At 58.5% G+C, this 15,002-nt stretch carries 12 protein-coding genes and 1 pseudogene; 8 read left to right on the forward strand and 5 right to left on the reverse strand.

All coding sequences use genetic code 11. The features are described 5' to 3' along the window. Positions 1–39 precede the first annotated feature (39 nt). Positions 40–999, reverse strand: coding sequence for a fibrinogen-binding protein (locus tag RS75_RS04505; RefSeq protein ID WP_045017779.1), 960 nt, complete (start codon positions 997–999; stop codon positions 40–42). Between the two features lie 910 nt (positions 1,000–1,909). On the opposite strand from RS75_RS04505, the gene RS75_RS04510 reads away from it, so the two are divergent. Beyond that, the gene (locus RS75_RS04510; protein ID WP_045017782.1) at positions 1,910–2,680 is read left to right on the forward strand and encodes a helix-turn-helix transcriptional regulator; all 771 of its coding nucleotides are present in this window, start codon (positions 1,910–1,912) and stop codon (positions 2,678–2,680) included. 59 nt (positions 2,681–2,739) lie between these two features. Here RS75_RS04510 and RS75_RS04515 read toward each other — a convergent pair whose 3' ends face one another. Then, positions 2,740–3,090 (reverse strand): hypothetical protein, encoded by a 351-nt coding sequence (locus tag RS75_RS04515; protein WP_045017785.1) that lies wholly within the window; start codon positions 3,088–3,090, stop codon positions 2,740–2,742. Positions 3,091–3,487: 397 nt separating this feature from the next. On the opposite strand from RS75_RS04515, the gene RS75_RS04520 reads away from it, so the two are divergent. The 5 genes from RS75_RS04520 to RS75_RS04540 are packed head-to-tail and all read left to right on the forward strand — an operon-like array spanning position 3,488 to position 8,913. After that, complete coding sequence (locus RS75_RS04520) at positions 3,488–4,510, forward strand: UDP-glucuronic acid decarboxylase family protein (protein WP_045017788.1); 1,023 nt, start codon at positions 3,488–3,490, stop codon at positions 4,508–4,510. A gap of 1 nt (position 4,511) precedes the next feature. After that, a complete protein-coding gene (galE, locus tag RS75_RS04525; RefSeq protein WP_045017790.1) occupies positions 4,512–5,495 on the forward strand; it encodes a UDP-glucose 4-epimerase GalE in 984 nt (327 codons plus the stop codon). Continuing rightward, on the forward strand, positions 5,492–7,420 hold the full coding sequence (locus RS75_RS04530) for a glycosyltransferase family 2 protein (RefSeq protein WP_045017792.1): 1,929 nt from the start codon (positions 5,492–5,494) through the stop codon (positions 7,418–7,420). Before galE ends, RS75_RS04530 begins: the two co-directional genes overlap by 4 nt. Before the next feature lie 15 nt (positions 7,421–7,435). Then, positions 7,436–7,939, forward strand: a complete 504-nt coding sequence (locus RS75_RS04535; RefSeq protein WP_045017794.1) for a DUF995 domain-containing protein — start codon at positions 7,436–7,438, stop codon at positions 7,937–7,939. Between the two features lie 11 nt (positions 7,940–7,950). Next, positions 7,951–8,913 carry a glycosyl hydrolase gene (locus tag RS75_RS04540; RefSeq protein WP_045017796.1) on the forward strand — a complete coding sequence of 321 codons (963 nt, stop codon included), beginning with the start codon at positions 7,951–7,953 and terminating at the stop codon, positions 8,911–8,913. Between the two features lie 53 nt (positions 8,914–8,966). Here RS75_RS04540 and RS75_RS04545 read toward each other — a convergent pair whose 3' ends face one another. The 3 genes from RS75_RS04545 to RS75_RS04555 form a co-directional block, all read right to left on the reverse strand. Further along, entirely contained in the window at positions 8,967–10,151 is a 1,185-nt protein-coding gene (locus RS75_RS04545) for an AGE family epimerase/isomerase (RefSeq protein ID WP_045017798.1), read from the reverse strand. A gap of 189 nt (positions 10,152–10,340) precedes the next feature. Further along, the gene (locus RS75_RS04550; RefSeq protein ID WP_045017800.1) at positions 10,341–11,498 is read right to left on the reverse strand and encodes an amidohydrolase; all 1,158 of its coding nucleotides are present in this window, start codon (positions 11,496–11,498) and stop codon (positions 10,341–10,343) included. Between the two features lie 60 nt (positions 11,499–11,558). Next, positions 11,559–13,205: a GNAT family N-acetyltransferase gene (locus RS75_RS04555; RefSeq protein WP_045017803.1), complete on the reverse strand. Its 1,647-nt coding sequence runs from the start codon at positions 13,203–13,205 to the stop codon at positions 11,559–11,561. Positions 13,206–13,492: 287 nt separating this feature from the next. Between RS75_RS04555 and RS75_RS26175 the strand changes: the two are divergent. Together RS75_RS26175 and RS75_RS04565 are read left to right on the forward strand one after the other, a co-directional pair. Beyond that, positions 13,493–13,594 (forward strand): annotated as a pseudogene (locus tag RS75_RS26175) (SDR family oxidoreductase); the annotation flags it as partial. A gap of 37 nt (positions 13,595–13,631) precedes the next feature. Next, positions 13,632–14,984, forward strand: coding sequence for an aspartate aminotransferase family protein (locus tag RS75_RS04565; RefSeq protein WP_045017883.1), 1,353 nt, complete (start codon positions 13,632–13,634; stop codon positions 14,982–14,984). Positions 14,985–15,002 lie beyond the last annotated feature (18 nt).

Genomic DNA, 15,002 nt, shown 5'->3' on the forward strand with positions numbered 1-15,002 from the left:
GCGGGTGCCGGTGCAGCTCTTTTCGTAGAGAGGTGATTATCAGGAGTGATCTTCACCGACGTCCGAAACATGCGAGTTACCGCCTGTGATCGTGGCGTCAACGGCATTGGAGAGCATGTTGGCGCCCTGCACCAGTTCCAGATGGAAGCCGGAATTTGCAAGAATTGCCGATGCATCCGCAGTGCTTGTACCGGCAGCGTCGTCGCCGGCCTTGAGGTCCCATCCCTTGCCGTCCATACCTTCGGCGCCATAGGCGTCACCGGCATTGGCGCTCAGGTGGTTCTGGGCACCACCGTTGTCCATCTTGATATCCCAGGCCTGATCCTGATCTGCCAGGTGGTTGGCCTGCACAAGGCTGAAGCCCGTGTCGTTGCCGTCGCCGTTGAGCGAACCGTTGAGGATGTTGTCGACGTCCAGCGTAAAGGAGAAGTCGTCACCGAGGTTGAAGGTGAGGTCTCCGCCGGCGATGCCGAGATTGCCGACATCCTTGACGCCCGTGATGTTGCCGAAGTCGTCATCCGACTTGTAGAAACTGTCAGCGGAGTTGAAGCTGTCGGAGGTCGTCGTGGTTGTTGTTGTCGTGTCGTCGTCGGAATAGGAGAAGGTCTTGGTGTCCGTATCCGTGACCGTCTTCACATTGGTGTCGTTATCGCTGTACGACTTGCTTTCGTAGCTCCAGTCGTAATCAGTCTTGATGTCGGTATTGGTTTCGGTGCTGGTCTTGGTGGTTGTGTCGTTGTCGCTGTATGACTTGCTGTCATAGCTCCAGTCATAATCGTTGTCGCGATTGTCACCATTGCCGACTGCCACATCGATTTTGGCGTCAACATCCACATTGGTGCTGTTGTCGCTGTTGTCGTTGTTGCGGTTTTCACCGTTTGCGGTGCCGACATTGCTGTCTTCCACCTTGGCGTCATTGGTCGAGGTATTGGCAAAACCCTCGGAAAGCGCGCCGATCTTGGTGATGTCATCGCCCGCAGGCTGTGGATTGTAACCCATTTCGATTTCCTCCGAAAAAGCTCGGAGCAGCTTTCGAAATCCCTCTCATCTAAAACGGGATTTTTTCGCGCTTGCTCCGTGTTGCACAAAGATTGATGTTTTGCAGATGCACTCGGTACGTTTCATCTGCGGCTCGGCATTGGCCCGTGACCGGGCTCTTTTCGTTCAGCCCTTGTGCGCTACTCGGTATAAAGGCGCACAAATCCGTTCCTCGCTCCGATGGGGAGCGCGGTGGCTTCGTCTTTTTGCTTGTCGTTATGTCTTGAAAAGGAGCCGGCGTTTGCAAACACACGTCAAAGGCCGGGGGTGTCTTTCCATCGATCGCCGTTTTCAGCGACGGCCAGACTGTGCCGGAGAAAAATCGGACTTCCTAGCTATCAATTCGGGCTAAACATATCGGCGCCTTCGCCCGAATATATATGCGAGAGGTGGCCGATCGGGGATTTTCCCGCAGGCTCAGGCGCAAATAACAGCGGATTCGGCAGGAGAAAGCGGCATTTTTGAAAACATGGTTTATTACGGCGGAAAAACACCGTTATCCCGAAATGGCACGTCCGGGGAGGTTGTTCACCGGGCAGCTATGTAAAGGGATATCAACTAAAAGTTATATTTTCTCGGATTGCGAAACCGCAGCGAAAGCTTTTCCGATGTGTTTGTTTTTGCAATGGTTCCAAGATGAATGATTCTATATCCGCGTAACCAATTTTGTACGTCAATTGCAAGAAATAACCCGTTTGGGCCATTTATTTACACAGCTTTTCGTATTAGCCTCCTTAATTAACGGGTAATTAATGATAGTTGACATGGCTTGATGCGGGAATCGCCCCCTTTGTTTTTAGGGGTATCCCGGCGAATGACGGACTGCACAACCAAAAAGAATGTAATGCGTAAGCGCTTTAGGGAGGCGTCAATGTTCATGGGAACTTCAGATTATGCGGCAAAACAGGGTAGTGCCGTTGCTCCTATAAATGGAACTTTATTGATCATAGCGGATCCGGATCTGTTTTCCGAATGTCTCGTGGAGGCGTTGGGCAAAAAGTTCCCTACATTCGCTGTGGTGAGCGTGGCGTCGTCGGAGAAGATCGACGATGACTACGGCGCCAATGTCCGGCTGGTGCTGCCGTACCGCATGTCGGGCGAGCGGCTTCATGCCGTTCTGTCGGCGGTCCGTGAAAAGCACCCGGACGCACCGATAGCGCTCGTCGTCGAATCCATCGACAAGGTCGAGGAGCGGCTGAAGCAGCTGGTGGAGATGCGTATCATCGATGGCGTGCTGCCGCTTAATCTGCGGCTCGATGTCTTCATGGCGGCGGTGGATCTGCTTATGAAAGGCGGAGAGCATTTTCCGGCCGCTCTTCTCGGCAAGCTCACGCCCTATTCCCATGGCGTCAATGGCAAGAGCGTTCAAGACAACGCCGTGATCGCCAACCGCGCCGATGCCCTTGCAGTCAGCAGGAGCGAAATTGCGGCGCTGACGACGCGCGAGGTACAAATCCTCGACCTGCTTTGCAAGGGAACGCAAAACAAGATCATCGCTGACCGGCTGCATCTGTCCGAGAACACCGTGAAGGTACACGTTCGCAACATCTACAAGAAGATGAACGTGCGTAACCGCACGGAGGCGGCGTCACGTTTCTTCCACAAGGATGACGACGCAGCCTTCTCCGGCTGGAAGAACTGATCCTCAGGTAGGCCAAGTCCGCCCGGGCGTCAGTTTCCAGCAGAGGATATCCTGGAGGCTCAGGGCCTCAGGAAGCAGCGGGACTTCTGACCAAATCCGCTCGGCGAGCAGATATAGGGAGAAGAACCTGAATAGGAATGCCGCGGCGATATTGCGGGCGCATCGGAAGCGTCGGCAACAAGCATGACAGCCGCGTTGCCTGTCTTGTCGTAGCCGTAGGACGCCTTTGCCGGAGCAACCCGGCTCTTGATCGTCGCCGTATTCGCGGATGCGGTCTTGATCAGAACGGCATCTTCGACCACGGAGCAAGAAGCAGTCGCGAAAGTGAAAGCCGCAAGTGCTGCGGCGACAAGTGCGAGGCGGCGGTGGCGGGCTGTTTTGCCGCCATGGGAATAAGGCATTTCATTCATCGTGTATGTCCCCTGAAATCGACTGTCTGTCGTATCTCGCCGGGCGGTTTTGTCCCGGTGGACCGAGCCTAACAAAACCAGAATAGTCCCGACTGGTTGAGTGAAGCTTGCGCTAATGCTCAATAAGAAAGGCATAATGGAGGCGTAGTTAAAAAGTATTAAACAAAAGGGTTATTTTGAGTAATGCAGGGTAATCAATTGTAATATTTCGATAAAATTAAGTTGACCTGCTTTTTGACACGCCTATCATAAAAGTTGAAATATATAGAATCCGAATATTAAAACCTCCAGAAGAAATAAAAACCGGAGGACGATATTCAAGGTATCCCACAATCGGGAGTTTGTTCTAGATCAAGTCGAATCAGCTGGGCTGATTCCTCATGGGGAGGAGTGTGTAATGCGTAATTTCGTTCCCAACGAGCACGACAACGGCGTCACAATCTATTCCGAGTGGCGGCCAGGCCAGCGCGTTCTTGTTAATGGCGGGGCCGGTTTCCTTGGTTCCCATCTTTGCGAACGTCTGCTGGGCTGCGGCCACGAGGTGATCTGTCTCGACGATCTTTCGACCGGACGGATGGCGAATGTGGAGCATTTGCGCGACAATAAGCGGTTTTCGCTGATCGAGCATGATGTCCGCAAACCCTATGACATCGACGTTTCGCTGATCTTCAACTTCGCCTCGCCGGCCTCGCCGCCGGACTATCAGCGCGATCCCGTCGGCACCCTGCTCACCAATGTGCTCGGCGCCGTCAATGTGCTAGAAGTCGCCCGCAGATGCGGCGCAACCGTGGTGCAATCCTCGACCTCGGAAGTCTATGGCGATCCGCTCGTCAATCCGCAGCCGGAAAGCTATTTCGGCAATGTAAATACAATCGGGCCGCGAGCTTGCTACGATGAGGGGAAACGCAGCGCCGAAACGCTGTTTTTCGATTATCATCGCTGCCACGACGTCGATATCAAGGTGGGACGCATTTTCAACACCTATGGGCCGCGTATGCGCCCGGATGATGGACGCGTGGTTTCCAACTTCATCGTGCAGGCGCTGAAGGGTACGGACATTACCATTTATGGCGATGGCAGCCAGACGCGCTCCTTCTGCTATGTCGACGATCTGATCGACGGTTTCCTGCGCTTCTCGGCCAAGCCGAAGGACTGCACGGGGCCGATCAATCTCGGTAACCCCACGGAAATCCCGGTACGGCAGTTGGCCGATATCGTGATCCGCATGACGAATTCCCGCTCGCGCATCGTGCATCTGCCCGCTGCGATCGATGATCCGCAGCAGCGCCGTCCCGATATTTCGCGGGCGAAGGAACTGCTCAGATGGCAACCGCGCGTACCGCTCGAAATGGGGCTGGAAAAAACCATCACCTATTTCGATGCGCTGCTGACCGGCAAGAAGGTCGCGGAGGCCGTATGAGATGCCCCGCACAATCCTCGTCACGGGCGGGGCCGGATTCATAGGCAGCCACATCTGCAAGGCGCTGGCGCATTCCGGCTTTAAGCCTATCGCTTACGACAATCTCTCGACGGGTCACGCGGATTCCGTTCGCTGGGGTCCCTTTATCGAAGGTGACATCCTTGATCGTGGCCTTTTGAAAGCCACGCTCAAGGAATTCTCACCGGCCTTCGTCATCCATTGCGCCGCCAATGCCTATGTCGGCGAATCCGTCGAGGATCCGCGCAAATATTACCGCAACAATGTCGGCGGCAGCCTGGCGCTGCTGGATGCGTGTCTCGACCAGAATATCGGCGGGCTGGTGTTTTCCTCCAGCTGCGCCACCTATGGCGTGCCGTCGCAATTGCCGATCCGCGAGGAAACGGCGCAGATGCCCGTCAACCCCTATGGTCGCACAAAGCTGATTTTCGAAATGGCGCTCGATGATTATGCCGCAGCCTATGGCGTGCGTTTCGTCGCGCTGCGTTATTTCAACGCGGCGGGCGCCGACCCGGATGGCGAGCTTTACGAACGCCACGAACCGGAGACCCATCTCATCCCCCGCGCCCTGATGGCCGCCGCCGCACGGCTGCCGCAGCTCGATGTATTCGGCGCGGACTATGACACCAGCGACGGCACCTGCATTCGCGACTACATCCATGTCAGCGATCTGGCCGATGCCCATGTGGCCGCCGTCAACCATCTTGTCAATGGCGGCGAGACGCTGCGCGTCAATCTCGGTTCCGGCCACGGCACGTCGGTCGGCGATATCATCCGGGCGATCCATCGGGTGACGGGGCAGGCGGTACCGGTGCATTTCGGTGCAAGACGCGCTGGCGATCCGCCGGCCCTGTTCGCCGACATAGAGAGGGCGAAGAAGACGCTCGGCTTTGCGCCGAGCCGCTCCGATATCGACACCATCATCCGCACGGCCGGTCCCGGCTTCGGGCTGGAGGTGCTGTCATGAAAGCCCGTTCAACCCCTTCCGTCACATCATCGCGGGCCGCTGCAGGTCAATTGCGGATGCTACCGGTCTTCAGCGGCTGGAACCGCATGGCCTATCGTCTCGGCATCGGCGGCTGGCTGGTAACGCTTGTCTATTTCTGGGCCTGGTGGCTCGATCGCGACCGCATCATCGATTGGCCCTATTATACCGTCGTCACCGTTACGCTGGCGTGGATCACGCTTCTGCCGTCCTATTTCATCTTTATCTTCCTGAACGCCAGGGTCGTTGACCGCCGTTCCCCTTTGCCGCAGGGCCGGGTGGCGATGGTCGTCACCAAGGCGCCGTCGGAGCCTTTCGCCGTGGTGCGAAAGACGCTGCTGGCCATGCTGGAACAAAAGGGTCTGGAATTCGATGTTTGGCTTGCGGATGAAGACCCGGATGCGGAAACGCTGAAATGGTGCGGCGCGCACGGTGTTTTCGTTTCGACCCGAAAGGGTGTCGCCGATTATCACCGCAAAACTTGGCCGCGCCGTACCCGTTGCAAGGAAGGCAATCTCGCTTATTTCTACGATCATTACGGTTACGAGCGTTATGATTTCGTTGCGCAGTTCGATGCCGATCATGTGCCGGAACCGGAATATCTGAGCGAAATCATCCGTCCCTTTACCGATCCGGCGATCGGATATGTCTCCGCGCCGAGCATTTGCGATGCCAATGCCGAGGAAAGCTGGGCCGCGCGCGGCAGGCTTTATGCCGAAGCGAGCCTGCATGGCGCGTTGCAACTCGGTTACAATAACGGCTGGGCGCCGCTGTGCATCGGCTCGCATTATGCCGTGCGCACCAAGGCCCTGCGTGAAGTGGGCGGCCTTGGACCGGAGCTTGCCGAGGACCATTCCACCACGCTTCTGATGAATGCCGGCGGTTGGCGCGGCGCTCATGCCGTCAATGCCATTGCGCACGGCGACGGACCGGTGACCTTTACCGATCTCGTGGTGCAGGAATTCCAGTGGTCGCGCAGCCTGATGACCATTCTGCTGCAATATTCAAGGCAGTATGTGACGAAGCTGCCCTTGCGGCTGAAGTTCCAGTTCCTGTTTTCGCAGCTCTGGTATCCCTTGTTTTCCGGCTTCATGGTGCTGATGTTCGTGCTTCCCGCCGTAGCGCTGTTGAGCGGCCGTGTCCTCGTCAATGCATCCTATCCGGTGTTTCTGGCGCATTTCCTGCCGATTTCGCTCATCATGATCGTGTTCGCATTCTTCTGGCGGGCCACGGGGGTTTTCCGCCCGCATGATGCGAGGCTTTTCAGCTGGGAAGCCATGGTGTTCCTGTTCCTGCGCTGGCCCTGGTCGTTGATGGGCGTGCTTGCGGCGATACGCGATACGATCCGTGGCGATTTCGTGGATTTCCGCATCACGCCCAAGGGCACCCAGGCAAAGCCGCCGCTGCCTTTCAGGGTTATTGCGCCCTACATGGTTCTGGCGGCGCTCAGCCTTCTGGCCATGGCGCTGGCGCCGCGTGACAGCGGGGCGGAAGGCTTCTTCATCTTCGCGGCGATCAATGTGGTGATCTATGCCGGCCTTTCGGTATTTCTTCTCATTCGTCACACGGTGGAAAACGGTCTGCCATGGTTGCCGGCATTGCGCGGCGGGGCGACTGCCGCCGCCTGTTCGCTGCTGCTGGTGGCCGGTAGTGCTGCGGAACTCAGCTCCCACGCGATTGGCGGGCTGGAAGCCCTGTCGCACGGGCAACCTTATGTCAGTTTCACCGAAACGCGGTTCACGGTCGCCGGTGCGGGCGTGGAAGGTGCGAGATCGGTGCGTTTGAAGCTGCGCATCACCGTGCCGGGGCTGCCCGGTAATCGGGAAGTGCAGGCGGAACCCACCGTGGTGCCGTCGCCGGTGATGACCGGAGAGATCATGCTGGCCGACAATAGGGTCGGACATTAGAAGGAGGAGGCTGTGATGAGAACAACAATAAGCAAATGCGGATTCTCCGCTTTCGTACTTTGCCTTGCGGTGGCCGCGCCTAGCGCGGTCCACGCCGCAGGCGGCACGAAGACGCCGAAACCGCTACGGACCAGCGAAGTCGTCGATATGTACTTCGACAAGACCTGGAAATGGGACGCGGGCGGCGGACGTTTCATCGCCGATGGCCGCAAGTTCATTGCCGCCACGGCGGAGAAAGGCACGAAGTCGGTCGGCGAAGGCCGCTGGACAGTGGATGCCAATGGCACGCTGTGCATGCGCGCCACGTGGAAAAGCGTGGCGGGAAGCGGCAAGGCCAATACCTGCTTCGACCACGGCCGTATCGGCCAGGTGCTTTACCAGCGCAAACAGGGCGGCCCCTGGTACGTGTTCCGACACAACCCGCCGCGGCCCGGAGATGAATTCCTGAAACTTGTCCGCAAGGACGACGTCACTCCGCAGATCGCCGCCTATGGCACGGCGATGACTGCGACGAGGTAGGAGGAAGTGTCATGCAAATAACAAGAAGAAGACTGCTATTCGCAAGTGGGGCTGCTGTTGCTGCTTCAGCCAGCATGTACCCCATGTTCAAACTGGATGCTCAGGGGGTCGCGCCCATGGGCTCCACCGGCATGAAGACGCTTGCCGACAAACGCCCGACATTGCATGCGGAAGGCATCCGCTTCGGCGCTTACGACCCGCATGGCGATTTCACCGGACAGACCGGGGTGGCGACGGAACATCTGTTCCTGCCCTGGGAGGACGTGGATCTCGACAGCCTTGCGCTCGCGGACGCCTATGCCCTGGAGCGCAAGCGCAATGTTCTGATCACGGTCGAGCCATGGTCCTGGGACGTCAACTGGCGTCTTACCTCCGACGAGTTGCGCCGCAAGGTGCTGGGGGGCGACTATGACAAGAACATGCAGGCGATCACCGCGCGCATGTCGGCGATGAAAAGCCCGCTCATCCTGCGCTGGGGGCAGGAAATGGAAGACATGTCCGGCCGCTTCTCGTGGTCGGGCTGGAACCCGCAGGACTATATCACGGCCTATAAGCGCATGGTGGACATGACCCGCAAGGCGGTCCCCGGTGTCAAGGTGATGTGGTCTCCGAAAGGCCTGGATGGTCTGCGTACCTACTATCCCGGTGATAACTACGCAGATCTGGTCGGTCTCTCGGTCTTCGGTCTCGAGGGGTACGACAAGATCGAATATGGCGGGCCGCAGAAGTTCTCCGATCTTCTGCGCAAGGGCTACGGGCTTGTCGAAACCTTCAATAAACCGGTCTGGGTTGCCGAACTGGGTTATGAAGGCGGCGATTCCTATGTCCGTCCATGGATGAACGACGTGACGCTGAAACAGGCGGATTTTCCGAAGCTGGAAGAGGTCGTCTATTTCAACGACAAGGAAGTACATCCATGGCCGCACAATCTCGGTAAGCCCGACTGGCGCGTGGTGCGTCCGGCCAAGGTTTAACTGAGGCCGGTGCGGGCCGAGCGGACGCCCGGCCCGTTCGCCCGCCCGGACATTTAACCGCCGACCGCCAGCACCGCCTCCGCCTCATAGATGGCGCAGACGATGTGGTAGAAGGTGCTGGCCGGTGCCGGTTCGTCCAGCATCGGCCTGTCGGCCGGCCACTTGTCGAACCAAAGTCCCTTGACCGGCGTGTCGAGAAAGGGCTGTAGCGCGCCGATGGCCCTTAGGCCGGAGGCGAGATAACGTTGTCTCTCCTCGCCGGACGTGACACTGGCAAGGCGCACCGCCGCTTTCAGCCATTCCGTCTGCGGCCATAGACGCGCCAGCGCGTCATGCACGGTGAAATCATCATAGAGGCTCATGATCGCCACCTTGCGGCGCGGGCAGATGCCGTGTTCCTCGCCGATTGCAAACAGGCGTTTGGCCTTGGCGATCGCCTCGTCATTATTGCGCAGGCTGCCCCAGCGCACCAGAAGCCAGGCCCATTCGAACTGGTGGCCCGGTTCCATGATGCGGCCCTTGTCGCCCTCATAGGGCATCCAGTCATGACCGAAGAATTCGCGCAGCCCGCCATTGCCGTTGTCGATGAAGCGGGTGAGCGCAAGGCCGGCGATCTCGTCGGCCAGCGCCGACCATGGGCCTTCCGGATCCTGCACCTCCCAGGCCAGCATCGCCTCGAAAAGATGCATGTGCGGATTGGAGCAGAGCGGCGTGCGCGGCGGGTTTGCCTCCTCGAAGCCGGCGACGGGGTGTTTGTAGTCGCGCTTGAGGATGGCAAGGATATCCAGCGCCCGGCCGCGCATCTCGTCCTTGCGGTCGGGAAGGGCTGCGGCGGTCTGTGCGGCGGCGAAAAGTGCGAAAGCCTGATTGTAGAGATCGAAGGACGGGTCGATCAGCCTGCCGGTCTGGTCGGCGAGGTTGCCGTAAAGGCCGTTGTCGAGACGGTAGACCTTTTCGAACCAGCTCAAACCATGCAGTAGCGCCTCCTTCCACGGACCCTGCCAGCCGTGCTGGCCGGCGGCGGCGAAGCAATAGGCCTGACGCGGCTGCACGCGGGCGCGGCGATCATCGGAAAAAACCGGTTTCGCATCCTGGCCGAGGCGTTCGTAAAAGCCGCCGTCCGGACGGGCGGAACCCGCATCCCACCATAGCGGCAGGGCATCTTCGTCCAGCCATTTCCGTAATGTTCCTATCTCTTCGGCAAGCGCCTGAGCGATACTCGGAAATTGCACAGTCATGCGTCAACTCTCTGTTTCTACAGTTGAATGAAAAAAGTAGGTCAATAAAAATACGCAGCTATAGAGGCAAGTAGACCATGGGACATATTGCGCTGCAACCGTAAAATTATCGACCTCACGCCCAGCGAACCCATGCCGGCGCGATTGGTTCCACCGTCCTGTGCGGCAAGCCAAGTTTTCCCCTGTACTTCATTGCCGTTCTTCGGTGAGGTTGCGGATGACGCGCATGAAAATACGCGCGCCGATGCCGATCAGCGCATCCGGAAAGTCGTAGTCCGGATTGTGCAGGTTGGGATAATCCCTGCCTGCGCCAAGAAAGAACATGGCGGATGACGAGACGGCGCGGAACCGGCCAAAATCCTCCGAGGCCCGCATGGGCAGGCCTTCCGAACCATGAGAAATCTTCTCTTCGGCCAGCGCCCGCAGGATTTGTTCGACGGCCTCCGGGGAATTTTCGCAATGCAGGAAAATATCATCATAGGCGATGTCGAGCGTCAGTTTCTGGTCGCCCGCAACCTTTTTCGCCAGGGCTTCCGCATCCGCGCAGAGTTTTTCCATCCGGTCGTCGGTCAGCGTCCTGAGCGTCGCCCAGATTTCTGCGTCTGCCGGGGAAATGCCGAAGGCCGCTTCGCCCATTGACGCATGGGTGATCGTTACCATCGAAAAATCGGGCTGCGGCGGAAAGCCGGAGCCGAGATCGGTCAGAGCCGGCATCAGCGCCGATATCGCCCGCATCGGCGAGACGCCGTGTTCCGGGGAGGATGCGTGCGCTGTCTTGCCGGAGAGGCGTATCTTGATACCGCGCGAGGCGCAGTTGACTGGACCTTCCACCAGGCTGACATGGCCGAACGGCAGGCCGGGCAGGTTATGAAGCGAAAAGGAATAGTCCGGCTTTATCTCCGAAAAGCGTGGATCGGCGATGACGGCCGTCGCACCGGCACCGGTTTCTTCCGCAGGCTGGTAAAGCAGGATGACGCTGCCAGTCTGCGGCCGCTTTCGGGACAGACCGAGCGCCAGCGCCGTCAGAATGGTGGAATGACCGTCATGGCCGCAAAGATGACCCTTGCCGTCGGTGCCGGAGCGGTGCTCTGCCTCACTCTTTTCGTGAATAGGCAGGGCATCGAGTTCCGAGCGGATCAGGATCGCCGGACCGCTTTTCCCGCTGCCATAGACCGCTGCCACGCCATGGCCGCCGAGATCGGCGAAAAGCCGATCAGGCTTTGCCTGCTCGAGGAAAGCACGGATGCGCCGCGCTGTTTCCTTCTCCTCGCCGGAAATTTCCGGATGACGGTGCAGATCATGGCGAAGCTCAACGAGATCGAGCATGTCCTTGTTGGTCAGAAACATCAAAAATCCTTGCAAGTCGTCCGGCCAGTTTTTCCCGCCGCAACTTACAGATCAATGCCTTCAATGCAAAACCTTTGGCGGGTGCCAGCGCTTGCCCGTTGTTTTCGGCTTCGCGGCAAGGGTGATGACGTCAGCCGGCAGCGAAACCCTGGTCTTTGCCAGTTCCAGCCGGGCAAGGGCGGTCCGCGCCTTTTCGGCATATTCCAGATGCGTCGCGTCGTCCGAATGATAATGCTGCAACCTGTCGAGGATTTCGGCGCCTTCCATCGTTCTTTCGGCCGCAATGAGGGCGACGGCGCATTTGTAGAGAGCCTCGCGGTGGAAGGGTGCGCGATTGGTCACCTGACGGAATGCTTCGGATGCCTCGTGGTATTGCTGTTGCGCCAGCCGCGTTTCGCCGATGCGCATCCACAGCAGAACCGGGTCCTGACCGCTGCCGAGGAGCCCGAGGAAAGCGATTTCCGCTTCCCGGAATTCGCCGCGGTCAAAGGTCAGATTGGCCAGCCCGAATTGCGCGCCAAGGTGATCGGGCGCTGCCGCCAGTACCTGGGAAAAGGCGATGTTGGCGGCCGCTTTCTTACCCATCTTGTAAAGTTTGAGGCCCTCTTCGTAGACGAAGCGAATGCTGCGCGGGTGGAGTGTGCCGCCGAGATTGTCGCCAGAGCGGGTGCGGAACAGCGTGCAGCTGAGTTTCTGTTCTTCCGGTCCGAAGAAATATTTATAGGGCTCGTTGCCGCGCAGGAAATCATAGGTCCTGAAACCCTGCTCTATGGCGCGGCGGATGCAGTGCCCATGCAGCACCAGCCCGGGTGAGGGGGTCTTCCAGTTTTCGTCACGGCCGGTGATGTAAAACAGTATCGACATTTTCTGCCGGTCGATGATGTTGGCAAGCGCACCCAGCGGCTGCTCTCCGAACCAGAGAACCGGCACTTCCAGATCACCGCGAATATAGCAGTCCATCAGCATCTGCCGTGTCGCGCCGATCAGAAGTTCCGTGCGCTCCTTGCCCTTGTGAGGCGCCCAGCGGATGCGCCAGAAATCGAACAGGATGTCCATATCCCGCTTGATCGTGTCCCTGGTCGCAAAAGTGATGTGGTATTCGTCGCCACCCTCCACCTTCCGCATGAAACGCCGCAGCTTCTGACGTGTCTGACTGCTCATATGGCTGTCGAGATAGCCGTCGAAGGTGTCCGGCAGGGTCACGACCGGGCAGATGCAATTGTTGATGTTGTAGGAGTTCGTCGGCATGTTGTCGCGGAACATGACGAGCGGACCCTGAAGCGCGCGGAGCATCGCATCGCGCCGTTCCGGCGGGCCGGAGAGATAGTCGAGCTTGAGTTCCGTCCAGTTCTGCTGCCGGATATAGGAGCAGAAACCGGCAACCGCGTTATTTTCATATTCCGGCAGGGTGATGAAGCCGGTGTAATCCGCCGCCGCGTTGCCGGCCATGACGATGCTGTCGTGAAAGCGGCCGGTTTTCTTGTCCGGTTCGGTGACGATGCGCAATGGAAAAAACGCCACATAGGGCGATCCTTCCGGGCGTTCTCTCAGCGCCAGAATGAACCAACGCTTGCGTCGCGGCATGTAATCCCGCAGCCATCCCCAGGACAGGAAATGCCGGGCGTGGGGATCGGCCATGAACACCGCGTCCCAGTTCTGCCGGATCGCCTCGAAGCCGGCGTCGGTGTCGATGATGTCGATACGCATTCGTCCCCCTCCCAATACAGATCACACTTTCGGGAGGCTGCATTATTAGGGGCAAATCGCCGGCTTCAAATATTCCCTTCGGGTGAAAGGCCCACATCAAATGGGATTAGCCCGTGCTCTGTCCGCCGTTCGGGGGATGTGGCAAAAAAGCGCTTGTCAGCGGGTTGCGGCGCTCTAACATGCTGTCTGAATGCGCGCCGGATCAACAAGGTAAGCTTGCCGCTCTCGTCAACAATGCCGGTATCTCGCCGAAGGGTGAAGGCGGAAGCCGTCTCGGCGTTGCCGACACCACGGCGGAAGTGGCGCAAACCATCTATTTCCTTTGCTCGGAAGAATCGAGCTACATCAACGGCGCAGAAATTCTCATCAATGGCGGCCAGCACGTCTGACGCTTCAGCCCATTCAACCGAAACGGAGCCTTTATCCATGACCATCCTGCCGAATTCCGTCGAGGCACGCGATATCGCCTATCAGATGCATCCGAACGTCAACCTGCGCAAATTCGAGAAGACCGGCGGTCTGGTGATCGAGAGTGGTGAGGGCATCTACGTGACCGATAGCAGCGGCAAGCGCTATATCGAGGCGATGGCGGGGCTGTGGTCGGTAGCGCTTGGGTTCGGTGAACAGCGGCTGGTGGATGCTGCAACGAAGCAGATGCAGAAGCTGCCCTATTACCATACGTTCTCTTACAAGACGCACGGCCCATCCGTCGATCTTGCCGAACTTCTGATCGAACTTTCGCCGGTGCCGATGTCGAAGGTGCATTTCACCTCGTCTGGCTCGGAGGCGAACGATCTCGTCGCCAAGATGGTTTGGTATCGCTCCAATGCGCTCGGCAAAAAGGACAAGAAAAAGATCATCGGCCGCATCAAGGGTTATCATGGCGTGACGATCGCTTCGGCTTCGATCACCGGCCTGCCGCGCAATCACGAAAGCTTCGACCTGCCGCTCGACCGCATGCTGCACACGGCCTGCCCCTCCTATGTGCATTTCGGCAGGGACGGCGAAAGCGAGGCGGATTTCACTACGCGTATCCTGAAGGAACTCGAAGATTTGATCCTCAGCGAAGGCCCCGAAACCGTCGCCGCCTTCTGGGGCGAGCCGGTGATGGGTGCGGGCGGCGTGCTGCTGCCGCCGGAAGGCTATTGGGAAGGCGTGCAGGCGATCCTGAAGAAATACGACATTCTGCTTGTCGTGGATGAGGTGATCTGCGGGTTCGGCCGCACTGGAAAGATGTTCGCCTGCGAGACCTATGGTATCAAGCCTGACGTGCTTGTCGTTTCCAAGCAGATATCGTCGTCCTACATGCCGCTTTCGGCACTCATCATGAATGACGATTTCTACCAGCCGATCGCCGACGAGTCCGATCGCATCGGCTCCTTCGGTCATGGTTATACCGCCTCCGGCCACCCGGTCGCGACGGCCGTGGGTCTGGAAAATCTGAAGATCATCCAGGAGCGCGATCTGGTCGGCAATGTCGCCCGGCTGGAAGGAAAGTTCCTCGATCATCTGAAGGCACTTGCGAACCACCCGCTTGTGCATTCCTCGCGTGGCGTCGGTCTCCTCGGCGCGCTGGAGATAAAGCCATGGGAGGGCACGAAGCCGGGCGATGCGACGCTCGCCATCGCCGCCGCCATCGAGGAGGAGGGTGTAATCACCCGGCCGATCGGCGAAGCCATCTGCTTCTGCCCGCCGCTGATCATCACGGCCGAGCAGCTTGACGACCTGTTCGCCGGTGTGAAGCGCGGTCTCGACAAGGTCGCGGCGGCACGCGCCTGACGACTTTGCGAATGGTCC

Source organism: Rhizobium nepotum 39/7, from assembly GCF_000949865.1.
Lineage (GTDB): Bacteria > Pseudomonadota > Alphaproteobacteria > Rhizobiales > Rhizobiaceae > Agrobacterium > Agrobacterium nepotum.

Bases quoted from the DNA above. Each gene is read 5' to 3' on its own strand.
- RS75_RS04505 (WP_045017779.1), bottom strand. From the start codon at position 999: ATGGGTTACAATCCACAGCCTGCGGGCGATGACATCACCAAGATCGGC.
- RS75_RS04510 (WP_045017782.1), top strand. From the start codon at position 1,910: ATGTTCATGGGAACTTCAGATTATGCGGCAAAACAGGGTAGTGCCGTT.
- RS75_RS04515 (WP_045017785.1), bottom strand. From the start codon at position 3,090: ATGAATGAAATGCCTTATTCCCATGGCGGCAAAACAGCCCGCCACCGC.
- RS75_RS04520 (WP_045017788.1), top strand. From the start codon at position 3,488: ATGCGTAATTTCGTTCCCAACGAGCACGACAACGGCGTCACAATCTAT.
- galE (WP_045017790.1), top strand. From the start codon at position 4,512: ATGCCCCGCACAATCCTCGTCACGGGCGGGGCCGGATTCATAGGCAGC.
- RS75_RS04530 (WP_045017792.1), top strand. From the start codon at position 5,492: ATGAAAGCCCGTTCAACCCCTTCCGTCACATCATCGCGGGCCGCTGCA.
- RS75_RS04535 (WP_045017794.1), top strand. From the start codon at position 7,436: ATGAGAACAACAATAAGCAAATGCGGATTCTCCGCTTTCGTACTTTGC.
- RS75_RS04540 (WP_045017796.1), top strand. From the start codon at position 7,951: ATGCAAATAACAAGAAGAAGACTGCTATTCGCAAGTGGGGCTGCTGTT.
- RS75_RS04545 (WP_045017798.1), bottom strand. From the start codon at position 10,151: ATGACTGTGCAATTTCCGAGTATCGCTCAGGCGCTTGCCGAAGAGATA.
- RS75_RS04550 (WP_045017800.1), bottom strand. From the start codon at position 11,498: ATGTTTCTGACCAACAAGGACATGCTCGATCTCGTTGAGCTTCGCCAT.
- RS75_RS04555 (WP_045017803.1), bottom strand. From the start codon at position 13,205: ATGCGTATCGACATCATCGACACCGACGCCGGCTTCGAGGCGATCCGG.
- RS75_RS04565 (WP_045017883.1), top strand. From the start codon at position 13,632: ATGACCATCCTGCCGAATTCCGTCGAGGCACGCGATATCGCCTATCAG.